Annotated in this window: 13 protein-coding genes; 6 read left to right on the forward strand and 7 right to left on the reverse strand. The window is 39.6% G+C overall.

Going from position 1 to position 13,678, the window contains the following annotated elements; all coding sequences use genetic code 11:
* A partial coding sequence (locus tag AC2JBO_RS35570) for a hypothetical protein (RefSeq protein WP_496958353.1) occupies window positions 1-1,093 on the reverse strand: 1,093 nt, incomplete at its 3' end.
* Window positions 1,094-1,410: 317 nt separating this feature from the next.
* Between AC2JBO_RS35570 and AC2JBO_RS35575 the strand changes: the two genes are divergently transcribed.
* The gene (locus AC2JBO_RS35575) at window positions 1,411-3,036 is read left to right on the forward strand and encodes an ArnT family glycosyltransferase (protein WP_496958365.1); all 1,626 of its coding nucleotides are present in this window, start codon (window positions 1,411-1,413) and stop codon (window positions 3,034-3,036) included.
* Between the two features lie 109 nt (window positions 3,037-3,145).
* On the opposite strand, the gene AC2JBO_RS35580 is transcribed toward AC2JBO_RS35575, so the two are convergent.
* Window positions 3,146-3,529, reverse strand: a complete 384-nt coding sequence (locus tag AC2JBO_RS35580) for a hypothetical protein (RefSeq protein WP_496958354.1) — start codon at window positions 3,527-3,529, stop codon at window positions 3,146-3,148.
* Window positions 3,530-3,919: 390 nt separating this feature from the next.
* Here AC2JBO_RS35580 and AC2JBO_RS35585 point away from each other — a divergent pair, with 390 nt between their 5' ends.
* Window positions 3,920-5,833, forward strand: coding sequence for a chloride channel protein (locus tag AC2JBO_RS35585; protein WP_496958355.1), 1,914 nt, complete (start codon window positions 3,920-3,922; stop codon window positions 5,831-5,833).
* A 276-nt stretch (window positions 5,834-6,109) separates the two neighbouring features.
* Here the strand turns inward: AC2JBO_RS35585 and AC2JBO_RS35590 are convergent, their stop codons facing one another.
* On the reverse strand, window positions 6,110-6,523 hold the full coding sequence (locus tag AC2JBO_RS35590) for an AbrB family transcriptional regulator (RefSeq protein ID WP_496958356.1): 414 nt from the start codon (window positions 6,521-6,523) through the stop codon (window positions 6,110-6,112).
* 752 nt (window positions 6,524-7,275) lie between these two features.
* Here AC2JBO_RS35590 and AC2JBO_RS35595 point away from each other — a divergent pair.
* From AC2JBO_RS35595 to psb35, 4 genes are all read left to right on the forward strand, one after another.
* The gene (locus tag AC2JBO_RS35595) at window positions 7,276-7,719 is read left to right on the forward strand and encodes an Rrf2 family transcriptional regulator (RefSeq protein ID WP_496958357.1); all 444 of its coding nucleotides are present in this window, start codon (window positions 7,276-7,278) and stop codon (window positions 7,717-7,719) included.
* A 96-nt stretch (window positions 7,720-7,815) separates the two neighbouring features.
* Window positions 7,816-8,820, forward strand: a complete 1,005-nt coding sequence (cbiB, locus tag AC2JBO_RS35600; RefSeq protein WP_496958358.1) for an adenosylcobinamide-phosphate synthase CbiB — start codon at window positions 7,816-7,818, stop codon at window positions 8,818-8,820.
* Window positions 8,821-8,857: 37 nt separating this feature from the next.
* On the forward strand, window positions 8,858-9,400 hold the full coding sequence (pyrR, locus tag AC2JBO_RS35605; RefSeq protein WP_496958359.1) for a bifunctional pyr operon transcriptional regulator/uracil phosphoribosyltransferase PyrR: 543 nt from the start codon (window positions 8,858-8,860) through the stop codon (window positions 9,398-9,400).
* 89 nt (window positions 9,401-9,489) lie between these two features.
* Entirely contained in the window at window positions 9,490-9,699 is a 210-nt protein-coding gene (gene psb35, locus AC2JBO_RS35610; protein ID WP_496958360.1) for a photosystem II assembly protein Psb35, read from the forward strand.
* An 8-nt stretch (window positions 9,700-9,707) separates the two neighbouring features.
* Here the strand turns inward: psb35 and AC2JBO_RS35615 are convergent, their stop codons facing one another.
* From AC2JBO_RS35615 to AC2JBO_RS35630, 4 genes are all read right to left on the reverse strand, one after another.
* On the reverse strand, window positions 9,708-10,088 hold the full coding sequence (locus AC2JBO_RS35615; protein ID WP_496958361.1) for a nuclear transport factor 2 family protein: 381 nt from the start codon (window positions 10,086-10,088) through the stop codon (window positions 9,708-9,710).
* A gap of 69 nt (window positions 10,089-10,157) precedes the next feature.
* Window positions 10,158-12,047, reverse strand: a complete 1,890-nt coding sequence (locus AC2JBO_RS35620) for a hybrid sensor histidine kinase/response regulator (RefSeq protein ID WP_496958362.1) — start codon at window positions 12,045-12,047, stop codon at window positions 10,158-10,160.
* Between the two features lie 17 nt (window positions 12,048-12,064).
* Entirely contained in the window at window positions 12,065-12,511 is a 447-nt protein-coding gene (locus AC2JBO_RS35625) for a response regulator (RefSeq protein ID WP_496958363.1), read from the reverse strand.
* 140 nt (window positions 12,512-12,651) lie between these two features.
* A partial coding sequence (locus AC2JBO_RS35630) for an ATP-binding protein (protein ID WP_496958364.1) occupies window positions 12,652-13,678 on the reverse strand: 1,027 nt, incomplete at its 5' end.

Here is a 13,678-nt window from a genome sequence, read left to right on the forward strand (position 1 = left end):
CACCCGACGCGCGTTCCATTGAATTATCAAAATTATGCTCAATTTCTTGACGTAGTGCGTTGACACCTTGTTGAGTATTATTTATATTAAGCTCCGCGCGCTGTGCCAAGTCTTTAATATTACTAGCCATTGATGGAGGTAATCGATCAATTATCTTCTCTACTCTTTGCAACATTTCATTATCTTTATCGTGTAGCGCTGTAGTTAATTCACTATATATATCAGTACCCCGTTGAATTGCTTGAGCTATTTCTCGTACATTTGGTTTCAAACCAGTTCGCGAAATTGTATCTTCAACTGATGGTAGCGAATTAGTCTTTAAAAACTGTAATTGCTGCAATGAATTTGATAACGTTTCTTGTTGAAGTGGCGAATTCACTTTTAATGATTCAATAAATCTGTCAAAACTAGCAATCATACTACCAATACTACTATTCAAATCAAATTTATTTTGCTGGAAATTCCAAATAACCTGCTCAAAATCTGCTTGAATTTCTGAATAATTTTGATACAAAAAATTAAAAAATTCTTCGTTCTCTTCCCCTTCTCCAAGTTGTTCCTGTAATTTAAAAATTACGCTCTCAATTTCCGATAAACGCTGATTTTTAAAGCTGTCTAACCGCGTTCCTGATAGTGACTGCTCAATAGTTGGAATTTCTAATGTTTCAATTAAACTAGTTGCAAATACGTTTGAAGGAATATATGAAGGACCACTATGTCTACTATCACCAATTTGTTCGTTCCCAAATACGGTTTGTTTTTTGTCAGAATTATTACTTGCTACTGAACGGTAAGCACTTGCAACCTTCCAAGTTAAACGACGTGGTATATTAGCAAAAACACCTTTTGCTTGTTGATTAATACTTTTAATTAAAGGATTAGCATATATTTGATTGGCAAGCTCAAGAATTCTTGCTTGTTCCGCATCTTGAGCATTACCCGTCAAAAACACTTCGATTGATTTTCTTAAATGCTCGGCACGCCATTGAAAAATAGTTGCAAGTAACTCCTGAATTTCTGACGCTAACAAACTTAATATTAAATATATAAATATCAATCCTATTGATACATCTAAAATAAACGGTAAATTCATTTCGACCTCACTAAGTGGTAAACAAGTTTGTGTAAGCAGCTAATAGTTAATAGTAAATAATCCACCGATCAGAGTAAGTATTACCAAATAACGATTAAATCATATAAAATTGAGTAGCTCCTGTTTTTCCGAATATTCAGTACATAAACGTGACACGAATTTAAGAGAAAATTCGCAAATTGTCAAAACGTCTTCTTACCAATCCGTAAAAGTTGAGGTAACTTGAAGTTTGGGAACACCCTGTTAAGCTGGCAACTAGCATGGTTGTTAAATCGTCTTTAACTCTCATCCAAAACCAATACCGTATACTGTGCATTATGCAAGAAGGAAGTTTCATTTGGGTTCGTCTAGAAAAAAAGTACCGCGCGGTTTCAAAACGGCAGGACTTGATATGGGTCATTTTATTGCTGATTGCGGCAATTATAATTTATACCGTTAATTTAGGTAACTTGCCTTTGCGAGACTGGGATGAAGGTACAGTAGCACAAGTCGCGCGTGAAATAGCATCGGCGCCTAGTGGTTCACTGCGCTGGCTTTATCCAACTTTAGGAGGTGAAGCATACCACAATAAGCCTCCTTTAATGCATATACTTATTGCTTTTTGCTATTCGTTATGGGGAGTGCATGAGTGGACGGCACGCTTACCTGGAGCAATTTTAACGGCTATTTCAGTTCCTTTGCTGTACTATATTGGGCGTGAAATATTCCCAAAGCGTTCTGCTGCCATTTACAGCGCTTTAATTTACCTCACAATGCTGCCCGTACTCCGACATGGACGGTTGGCAATGTTAGATGGCGCCAGCGTATGTTTCTTTATGATTATGATGCTATGCACACTGCGCGCGCGTCGTAATCTTCGCTACTGTCTTGGAGTTGGTATCGGGTTGGGTGTTATTTGCCTCACCAAAGGAATGCTAGGAGTCTTACTAGGAGCAATTGCATTTGCATTTTTATTATGGGATACACCCCGACTATTAACTAGTTGGTACATGTGGACTGGAATAATCATTGGCTGTTTGCCTGTAGGATTGTGGTACGCTGCTCAATGGCTCCACTACGGCAACACATTCACTTCGGTTGGAATGGTAGACCAATCTTTAAGTAGAATTTGGAAACCTTTTGAAGGACATTCACAACCAATTTGGTATTATCCTCTAGAAATTATTAAATATACCCATCCTTGGTTATTATTCTTATTCGCAAGTTTTCGCCTCACCTGGGAAAATCGTAACCTTAGTTGGGCAAAACTTATACTCGTATGGAGCTGCTTATATTTAATCTCCATTTCAATTATGAGTACCAAACTCCCTTGGTACGTCTTCCCAATTTATCCAAGTTTAGCGCTTGCTCTTGGCGCCTTAGTTGCCGATATTGAAACTAAACCAATATTATTATCATCATCCTATCCACGTTTTTGGATAGCGGGTCTAGGTATCTTAAGTGTTGTCGCAGCTTCCGGTAGCATCTACTTTAGCTTCGCAAAACCTGTACAACCCGATTTACAGCTAATATTTGCCGCAGTCGCAGCTACTATGGCATTAGGCGCCATCAAAGCAGAAAAAGGTGACGTACAATTTGTTTACGTATTGCTTTGGGGAACTTACATTTCGCTGCTGTTGTTCTTTGAATCAAACTATTGGGTGTGGGAACTCAACGAAAGCTACCCCGTTAAACCTGTTGCATCCATGATTGAGCGCGCGAACGCTCCGAGTACAATTTATACCTATTCCACAACTGGTCATCGCCCGTCACTCGATTTCTATAGCAACCGTACAATCAAAGCTGCTGACATTAGTACACTTGAGGATTACTGGCAGCATAATCCACAACCATACCTTTTACTCAAAGAGGCTGACCGAGGTTTGCTCAAATTGAACACTGTTCAAGAAGTTGACCGCATTAATGGCTTTGTACTACTGACTAAAAGTACTAGTAGGATTTAGTATTACGTATTTTATACTGGTAAAAAATATATATCGAGATATATCGGGATATATTGAGTTCACATCAGGGCGGATAGTCTACAATGGTATTACAAACTATCCGTTACATCTACTGTGGTTGAGTAAATTTTTGATTAATTTTTTCAGTTTTATGTAGATTTTGATTATCGTAGTTTGTATTTTGCTGTGTAGCAGTAATCATACCAAACACAATTGCCCCACCGATAGCCAAAGCTACGATTGGGCGAAGCAGCATAAAGTCACGGAGTATCCTAGCTACTGGACTGCTTTGACGGCGTAAAGCTGACGAAAGCATTATTTGCTTAAGTATAAAGGGGTCACGGACATAATGCCCGCTTTGTGATACAACCAATCGTTCTTGACAATATGGACAACTAAACAATCCTACGCAAGATTTAACAGGTTTTGGTGTGGCATTCTTTTGGCAAATTGGGCAGGTTAGGTAATGATTGTCAAAAGTGTGTGTATTCATCTACTTTGTCCGTCAAGTCCACTTATTCGCTAATTACAACTTGGTTATCTTGATTTCCAAGTTAAACCCAATTTTATTCGTTCCTTTGGTTTGATTCCACTACTCAAAGTCATGCATCAATCATGATTCATTATGTATTTAAGAAGTGGAGATAACCTTCACAATGCTAGCTCACTTTCATGGGTTGTTGGGGAAAAACAGTTAGGCGCCTTACACAGTAAGAAAACTTCTTTACGATTTGCCCCTCAAGAGTCAAACAAGTGAAATATTTATGCGGGTTTTCCGTAGGCTTTGAGTAAATACTGCTTGCAAGCATTGACTTCGATGCATGACAATATCAAGTAAGACATATATCTTAATTTTTTTATTTAGATTAAATTTCAACTATCCATGACTTTCCTGCCTCCCACGTTCACAAAGAAGGTGGCAGACCAACCTGTGTCTACTCCTTCAGCACAAAAGCTAACACACTTGCTGAATCGTTTTCAGCCTTCGCCGGAAACACTAATATTACTTTTAGCAATACTTATCGGTGGTGGCACTGGTATGGGTATTGTTACTTTCCATTATTTGATTCAGGTAATTCATCACCTGTTATTAGAAGATTTTATGGGGGTAGTGGGCGCCTGGGGTGCATGGACTCTTTGCTGTGTTCCGATTATAGGTGGTTCAATAGTGGGTTTAATGCGCTGGCGAACTCAAGATTTTGGACCGAATTTATACTCATTAATTGCTGCTTCACGAGTTGGTAGTTTAAAGCAAAAACTCCGTCCTGTAACCAAAATGTTTGCTGCCGCCGTTTCTTTGGGCAGCGGCGCCTCCCTTGGTCCTGAAGGTCCGAGTGTCGAAGTTGGGGCTAATTTTGGTGTTTTACTATCGCAAGTGCTACAGGTGTCGCAAGAACGTTTACGATTACTACTAGGCGCCGGAGCGGCAGCGGGTCTTGCAGCAGGATTCAACGCCCCCATTGCCGGGGTATTTTTTGCATTAGAAGTAGTACTAGGTGCTACATCGTTTGCAACGTCAGCCGTCAGTGTTGTACTGTTGGCTGCGGTATTAGCGGCACTAATAGCTCAAATTGGTTTAGGCTCGCAACCAGCTTTCGCACTACCTGCTTATCAAGTTCGCAGTCCTTTAGAATTACCTTTATACCTAGGTTTAGGCTTGGGAGCAAGTATAGTCTCACTCCTATATACCCAAGCAATCCGATTTGCAAAAGCTTGTTTTGAAGGAAAAGTACCCTACTTAACATGGTTAGGACGTATTCCTAAGCCAATTCATCCAATTATTGGCGGCGCCATTGTTGGAATAGTAGCACTGCAATTTCCACAAATTTTGGGAATTGGTTACGGTACTATTCAAGGGATGCTTCAAGACGCACATTTTTCGATTCAGCTTTTAGCTGCGTTACTAATACTAAAGCTACTAATGACAGCTTTATCCGCAGGTAGCGGTTTTGTGGGTGGTATATTTGCTCCAGCTATGTTTTTAGGAGCATCATTTGGAACTGGATACGCCAAAATTATTGCTTTACTCGTTCCTAATGTCACTTCTTATATGGCTGCACCTCCTGCATATGCAATGGTCGGTATGGCAGCAGTTTTAGCCGCTAGTGTCCGGGCACCACTAACGTCTATTTTACTGATGTTTGAATTAACCCGTGATTACCGAATTGTTTTGCCGCTAATGGCAGCAGTCGGGTTAAGCTTTTGGTCAGTAGAACAAATGTTGCCAAATCAAAACTCAAACTCCAATTTGCAGCGAATTGGTTTATCAGAGTTAAAAGATGAACAGGCAGAAATGCTGCAACAAATCTTGGTATTTGATGCAATGTATGCCAACCCGAAAAAGCTACCCTCCACCATGAAAGTGGTGGAAGCAGCTTTATCAATGTGGCACGCTCGGACTCGGAGCGCGTTAGTAATTGATGATCAAGAGCAATTAATCGGTGTAGTTACTCTCGAAGACATTAATCACACGCTTGCAAGTTATCAGAAAAATTCTGCTAACATTACTCAGACACAACAAAATTTGTCGAATCTAACCCTGAGAGAAATTTCTACTACTGATATTCTATATGCCTACAGCGATGAACCTTTAACCGAGGCATTAGACCGAATGGCATTAAGAGGTTTACACCAATTACCAGTAGTCGCACGCAACAATCACGAGCAGATTTTGGGTTTACTTGAACGTGAGCAAGTTGGGTTAACCTGCAATTTAGCTGCAACGCGCAAAGCTCTCAGTTACTACTTACCATTGCCCTCAAAAACTGATGTTGAAGAGTGCCTTGTTAGTCAATAGCCAATAGTCATGTTAACTGCTCATAAACACATGTTTTTTGTTAGTTGTGGATACGCGCTATACAATTGAGCTGCAAAAAATAGCGCGCTCCTTACTAACAAGCTTGCGTTTACACTATCAGGACTTACGCAGAAACCAGGGCAAGCGCGCGTGAGTTCTAGTTATTTATACAGTTTGAGCGCACATAAAACACACAATAATCTACTGCCTACAAAAATAGGCAATGAAAAATAAGCATGATTATGTACTGACTAATAACTAATGACCAATAGCTATTTAAGCTGTAGCTTCCATAGCTTCACTTTCTTCACGTTCATCTGCGTCTACCTGCCGGAGTCTGATGTGCTTTTTACCCAAGGTAATGATGAACTCATCTCCTGCTTGGAGACCCATTTGTTTTGTGTAAGCCGAGCCGATAAGCAAGTTACCGTTTGACTGCACGCTAATCCGATAGCTAGCGCTACGTCCACCGCGTCCATTTGCACTCGGGGAACTATCTAACTGAATGCCTTCTGCATCAATTAAGGCATTCAAGAACTTCATCATATTGACGCGCTCGATGCCGTTTTTGGTAACGGTGTAGTATCCACACCGTTTGGCTTTTTCTTCCTTGCTCAGAGACTCAAGTTCTTTGACTTTACTGAGCAAATCTTCGCCGACAAGGGGTTCAATTTTTTTCTGTTTAGCCATCAACGTAAAACAAAAATGAATGGTTCAAAAGGTCGAATCGTTTTTATTTTAGCTGACAATTTGCTCTAAGCGAGTAGAACTTTTTATTTTTATATCAGCCTAGCTAAGTATATTACATAAGTAGGTGTTAGAGAAAAGTAATATTAGCAATCTTGTAAAACTTTACTTTTACAGAATCTAAAGAACTGTAACTAACCAGAGGTCAAAACAGTCAAAACAATTTATTTATATAATCTACCTTCGGGCAACGACGCTCTTCACGTCGGTGTATAGCGCGCAGATAGTCAATTTTTGCTCTCCAATAAACCTACTAATGTTAAATATCGACTCAAAACACAGGAGTAACACAACGGCAAAGTATGTATTTCATCTCCTAGAACCCCACCCTAGGAGGAACTTGTGTATGTCTATTTACCTGAATCCCCACGCTTATTTCTCTATCTGGGTATATATCTTAGGTAATATATATCTAGTTTGTGGATGCGCTGTTCATACATAACACTAGCATCAAAGTTAACCGATAAAAAGGTAATGGGTGCCACTACTACTGACTTCTATCGTCATCAAAACCTTTGCGTACACTTTATATATACGCTATGTTTGTTTAAGATTCTTTAAGTAAGCGCAAAAAAACTTGTCTACTTGCTCTTAGTATCAAGATTACATCAACAAATGTAACAGTAGATAACAAAATTACAAGCAATCAAGACGCTTTTAACAGTAAATAGTACATATATTCAGATATTTAACAGATGAAACTTACTACTCGTGGACATTACAGCGTTAAAGCATTGCTCGATTTGAGTTTACTTCGCTCCAACACGAGCGCGTCTGTTAAAGCAATAGCATCTCGCCAAGATATTCCTGCCCCTTATCTCGAAAAATTACTAATCGAAATGCGACGCGCGGGGCTAGTAAAATCAATTCGTGGCGCCGTGGGTGGGTATCAGCTAGCAAAACCACCCGCTCAAATATCTATAGGAGAAATTCTAGAAGCAGTAGGAGAGAAAATCACTCACCTGCCAACCTTACAATCTGAACCAACTCAAGCTCTCGACTGGGTAACGATAACCCTTTGGCAAAGACTTAATCAAAAACTGAAAGAAGCTTTATACAATATTACCTTGGCAGACCTTTATTACGATGCTCGTAGCTGGCAAGCATCACTTGGCGAAGAAGCTAGTTTTATCGTGTAGGGTGTGTGACGCAACTAACATTATGAAACGAAGCATAAGTCTAATAGCGTCACGCACCGACAATTAGCGTTAATTGTGAGAACATCTCAACACTCAATGATAACAATCACAGACAAATTACTAGTCACCAATGCCATTTTACTTATTGCGGCAACTTTAGACTATTTAATTGGCGACCCTATCAACTGGCTTCATCCAGTGCAAGTGATGGGATGGGTCATTTCTCGTTATACTAAAATCGCTTTATTCTTATGTAAGAATGCTTTAACCCAACGAATAGCAGGAATTTTTCTCGCTATTGTTTTAATATTTGGCACTGGCGCCATTGTAGGAGTAATAGTTAAAACAACTCAATCGATACATCCACTAATAGGAATTACTACTCAATGTATTCTGCTTGCCAGTTGTTTCGCCGCAAAAAGTCTAAGAAATGCCGCTAACTCTGTTTTACAACCCTTAATTTCAGAAGATATTGCTACTGCTCGTCTCAATCTGAGTCAATTTGTTGGACGCGACACTGAAAATCTTTCTTCTGCAGAAATATTGCGCGCTGTTTTAGAAACTGTTACAGAAAATGCAACGGACGCTGTTATGGCACCTTTATTTTATATAATTATTGGCATTTTAATTAGTGCTTATATACCAATAATTGAACCAGCATCTTTAGCATTAGCATACAAAGCTAGTAGTACTTTGGATTCAATGGTAGGTTATAAACAGCAGCCCTATACTTATTTAGGTTGGTTCAGCGCGCGAACTGAAGATTTTTTAACTTGGTTGCCTTGTCGTCTTTTAGTGATAACTTTAGGGTTAATTACTTGGAAACCTTTACATGTTTGGCGTGTTTGCAGTCGTGATGCAGTACTAGACCCCAGTCCCAACTCTGGATGGAGTGAATGCGCTTATGCTGCCATACTCCAAGTGCAAGTAGGTGGCGCCAACTCGTATCGGGGACTAATCAAACACAAACCGCTACTAGGAGATAATATTCATCCAATTCAACCCCAAACAATCCAACATGCACTCTTATTAACCAGATATTCATTTTTAATCTGGTTGGGGGTAACAACCTCTATAGTCTTTTTGGCAACAAACGGGTAATGATAAAGATAAAGCGATTACTAGGGAAAATAAGCATATGAATCTGTCTGCGAAAGTAGTTGAGATTCTTTCATCTGAAGAACTTCGCCGTACCGTCAATCGTTTAGCTTCGCAAATAATTGAAAGAACCCGTGATTTGTCGCAGCTTGTACTCCTCGGTATTCATACAAAAGGAGTCCCAATGGCTAAATTACTTGGGCGCCAAATCGAAGCGATGGAAGGAATAACAGTACCTGTAGGAGCATTAGACATTACCTTTTACCGCGATGACCTCGATCAAATCGGTTTACGAACTCCTGCAAAAACCGATATCCCGTTTGATTTAACTGGTAAAACAGTTGTTCTTGTGGATGACGTAATTTTCAAAGGCAGAACAATACGAGCAGCTTTAAACGCAATTAACGAGTACGGTAGACCAGAAGTGATACGTCTAGCTGTTCTAATTGACCGAGGTCATCGAGAAGTTCCTATTCATCCTGATTTTATTGGTAAGCAGCTACCAACTGCATCATATGAAATCGTCAAAGTTTACTTTAATGAAATCAACGGACGCGACGCAGTTGAGCTTATCGACCCTTAATACTGCATTATCCGTTACACCTGTTGTATCCGTTGCCAATAGGTATTAATATTTATTAATATACTGTTACAAATATTGACGTAAATAACATGGATTTTTTCTTAGCAGTCGTAGACAAGGCATCTTACAACTCGCATCTCCAAACGATTTTAACTTTCGTGGGTATCGGGGGATTTTTAGCCGCGACAATAATTGGTTCAATTGGTTGGTACAACTCAAAGCGTCCCGCTGGTTGGGAAGCTAGCGAGACACCAGGTTGGGTGCCCAAAGTTCCTGAAAGAACGAAAAAGCAAGGTTAATTGTTTTTTTAACGCATAATTGGACTTGCATGGTGGTGTACCAAATACCATTTACCACCAAGCAGTTCAAATATATTAGTAGCTAATGATTTAGCCTCAATTTTGCGGTTGCCTGCGAATTGCATGACATTTTCAACCAAGATGATATAAGCAGTATTTTCACGCACTTCTAAAGTACTAATTTCTTGGTTGATTTCGATGTAAGCAGTGTTTTTAAAAATTCTTTCCCAAGACGAGCGAATATCTTTCCAACCGTGTAGAGCATCCCATCCCGGATGAATACAAATACTAGCAGTACCTTGCGACCAAACATTACTCATCGCTTGGAGGTCTTTTTTCTCGAACGCGCGGTAGAATGCGTTATTGGTTTCTAAAACTTCGGTTTTCATATATAAGTTAGGTGCGTGACGCTACTAGATTATTATCTTTGTTTTCAATTTGTTATAGCGTCACACACCCTACGTACTCCTAACATTGCCAATGGTTTGTAAAAGTTGTTTGGCTGTGTAAGGTTTGGATAGAAATGCTTTGACCCCTATTTCGGTAGCACTGTTTACTTTATCGCTAGAGAGCAACCCACTAACCGCGATGATTTTAACTTCGGGGTTTATTTTTTGCAGAGTGCGGATAGTTGTCAGTCCATCCATTGCCGGCATAATCATATCGGTTAGGACTATTTCGATTTTATCGCGGTATTCGGCGTATAGAGCAATTGCTTCGATGCCATCACAAGCTGTTATTGCTTTGTAATTATAAGTTTCTAGGGATGTTTTTGTGACATCACGTATCGAAACTTCATCATCGACAACCAATATTAATTCGCCATTTCCTTGAGGTAGTTCGGTATCTCCATCTTCTGACATTTCGGGAATTTGCTGTGCGGGTAAATAAACTTGAAATTTACTACCCTTGTTGACATCACTGATCACGTTAATAAACCCACCGTGACTTTTAACAATTCCGAGAACGGTAGAAAGACCTAGCCCAGTACCTTTACCAAGTTCTTTGGTAGTAAAAAATGGCTCAAAGATTCTGTCTACAATATCTGAAGGTATACCAATACCTGTATCGCTAATCGATACCAATATATAGCTACCTATTTTTGCCTCGATATTCATCTTGGCGAAATTTTCATCGATAGAAATATTAGAGGCTGCTATTTCTAGTTTTCCACCGTCAGGCATTGCATCGCGCGCATTTACACAAAGATTCATTAATACTTGATGGAGTTGCGTGGCATTACCCAAAACAGTCCATAACTCTGGAGAGATATTTACAGTTACTTGAATTGATTTTGGGAATGTTTCTTTGATTATTTGTTGAATTTCGGCAATTAGGTGCTTAATTTGTGTCATTGCGCGCTCACCTTCAATACCGCGCGTAAAAGAGAGGACTTGTTTCACTAAATTGGCGCCGCGTTTGGCATTGGATATTAATATTGGTAAAAGTCGTTTGCTGCGTTCATCGTGAAGCTGCGACTCTAAAAGCTGCGCTGTCATTAAAATTGGTGCCAACACATTGTTGAGGTCGTGAGCAATACCAGAAGCTAACGTGCCAATACTCTCCAAACGTTGCGCGCGGAAAAACTGAGCTTCTAATTGTTTTTTTTGCGTAATATCAGTATTTACTACCAACACAGCTTGAGCTTTATTCTCAAATTCTGGCACTAGTGTCCAACGACTTTCGACGATAATTTGACTGCCAGATTTAGTTGTTTGTTTTAACTCGCCTTCCCAGGCGCCATTTTTGAGTAAGATATTAAAAGCTGATTTAAATTGTGATAAGTTTTTCTCTTGCCAAAGTTGTGTTGTTTGCTTGCCAATTGCCTCTTCTTGTTTCCAACCATACAATAGTTCTGCTGCTTTATTCCAAAAAAGTATTTGATTCTTTAAATTACAAACAAAAATAGCGTCGGTAGCAACATCAAGCAACGCTGCTTGCTCGCGAATTTTACGTTCCGCGCGCTTGCGTTCGAGTGCGTAGCGAATTGAACGTTCTAGCAGTGCAGCATTTAATTGGCTTTTTTCTAAATAATCGGCGGCGCCTGCTTTCATCGCCTCAATATCAATATCGCGTTCGCCTTGACCTGTCAGTAAAATCATTGGGGCACTTGTACCCAAAGCTACAGCTGCACGTAATAATTCCAAACCATTACCTTCACCCAAACGGTAATCAATAAGATAAACATCATGTCGGTGTTTAGCAATCGTATGAAGTGCAGTTTCATAGCTATTGACCCATTCTAGTTCACACCCAGCCACCTGAAACTCAAAAAACCAATCACGAGTTAAAACGTAATCATCTTCATCGTCATCGATAAGCAGCACCTGGATGGAGCTATTTTTCATGATTACCTCCCCCCTGTTTAAAGCGGTAGTTCTACAATTTCAAACCAGTATTTTCCAATCGTTCGCATTACTTCTACTAAGGATGAAAAGCTCATCGGTTTAATGATAAACGAATTTGCACCTAATTCGTATGTATGATATATGTCTTCCTCAGCTTTAGAAGTTGTCAGTACAATTACAGGTATTTTTCGTAATTCCGGGTCATTCTTGATTTCCCTAAGAGCTTCACGACCATCTTTCTTGGGCATATTTAAATCAAGTAGAATTAACCCCGGACGAGGTGAACTCTTTAGATGTAGATATTGACCTCGATGATATAAATAATCCATTAGCTCCTCACCATCCCTTACTACATACAGTTCGGTAGACAATCTACTTTCGGCTAATGCCTCGCGCGCTAACATGCAATCGTCTTCATCATCGTCAGCTAATAAAATTTTTACAGTTGTCTGCCGACCCTTCACTATGCATTTTCTCCTTTTTGCTAACAATAGTATTAATTTGGTATTAAATCTCAATAAAAATCTTGACAAGAATATATATTTTTATAGCGTTATACAGGTATTATTTGTGTAACAAATAAGATACAATCATTGATGAATCTCTATTGACTCATCGGCAAGATCACAATAAATTTTGCACCTTGCCCAGGTTTACTAACTGCAGTAATGCTACCCTGATGTCGTTCAACAATCTTACGGCAAATAGCTAACCCAATACCCGTTCCCTCGTACTCGCTACGTCCATGTAATCGCTGGAAGACTTGAAAAATACGGTCACAGTATTTCTCTTCAAACCCAATACCGTTATCTTGAACTGTAATTTGATACATTTGTTCGTTTTTAACGGTGATGATTTCGCTGTAAACACTGACAATCGGTATTTCTTGAGGACGGTGGAATTTGAGAGCGTTACCAATTAAGTTTTGTAACAACTGCCGCATTTGCAGTGGATCGGCATAAATTGTTGGCAAATCACCTAACTCAATACGTCCCTCTGATTGCTGAATACTAACTTCCAAATCTGATAAAACTTCTGCAACTATTTGCGATAAATTCACAGGAACAAACGGTTGCGCGCGCGTTGTCACACGCGATAAAGTGAGCAAATCTTCAATTAACGCCTGCATCCGTTGAGAAGCATTTTGCATTCGTTCAAGATAGTCACGTCCTTGAGAGGAAAGACTTTCATTACATGTAGTTTTGAGTCTGTCTCCAAACGCTTTAATCTTTCGTAACGGTTCTTGTAAGTCGTGAGAAGCAATAAAAGCAAATTGTTGCAGTTCCTCGTTAGAGCGCGTGAGTTCTTGACGCTGTAACGTTTCTTTTTCGAGAAGTTTCGCTTGAGCAAGAGCAATACCAATTTGATCTGCCAGTTGTCGCAGTAGCTCTGTTTCCCACTGTGTCCATGTACGTTTTTGCCCACACTCATGAGCAATTAACAATCCCCAAAGCTGATTTTGCATTAAAATTGGTACAACTAGATTTGCTTTGACTGCAAATTCTCGCAAAAATTCCATATGGCAAGCTGCTATACTGCCATTTTCAACGTCTGAGCGTGAGGTAATTTCTCCAAGACGGTACTTTTGAATAGAACTCTCGCTAAAACAATGGTCATAAATATCGCGTCCC

Source organism: Calothrix sp. CBUCES-K 9914, assembly GCF_059640475.1.

Excerpts from the sequence above, each read along its gene's own strand:
- AC2JBO_RS35575 (WP_496958365.1), top strand. The coding sequence starts at position 1,411 with ATGCAAGAAGGAAGTTTCATTTGGGTTCGTCTAGAAAAAAAGTACCGC.
- AC2JBO_RS35580 (WP_496958354.1), bottom strand. The coding sequence starts at position 3,529 with ATGAATACACACACTTTTGACAATCATTACCTAACCTGCCCAATTTGC.
- AC2JBO_RS35585 (WP_496958355.1), top strand. The coding sequence starts at position 3,920 with ATGACTTTCCTGCCTCCCACGTTCACAAAGAAGGTGGCAGACCAACCT.
- AC2JBO_RS35590 (WP_496958356.1), bottom strand. The coding sequence starts at position 6,523 with ATGGCTAAACAGAAAAAAATTGAACCCCTTGTCGGCGAAGATTTGCTC.
- AC2JBO_RS35595 (WP_496958357.1), top strand. The coding sequence starts at position 7,276 with ATGAAACTTACTACTCGTGGACATTACAGCGTTAAAGCATTGCTCGAT.
- cbiB (WP_496958358.1), top strand. The coding sequence starts at position 7,816 with ATGATAACAATCACAGACAAATTACTAGTCACCAATGCCATTTTACTT.
- pyrR (WP_496958359.1), top strand. The coding sequence starts at position 8,858 with ATGAATCTGTCTGCGAAAGTAGTTGAGATTCTTTCATCTGAAGAACTT.
- psb35 (WP_496958360.1), top strand. The coding sequence starts at position 9,490 with ATGGATTTTTTCTTAGCAGTCGTAGACAAGGCATCTTACAACTCGCAT.
- AC2JBO_RS35615 (WP_496958361.1), bottom strand. The coding sequence starts at position 10,088 with ATGAAAACCGAAGTTTTAGAAACCAATAACGCATTCTACCGCGCGTTC.
- AC2JBO_RS35620 (WP_496958362.1), bottom strand. The coding sequence starts at position 12,047 with ATGAAAAATAGCTCCATCCAGGTGCTGCTTATCGATGACGATGAAGAT.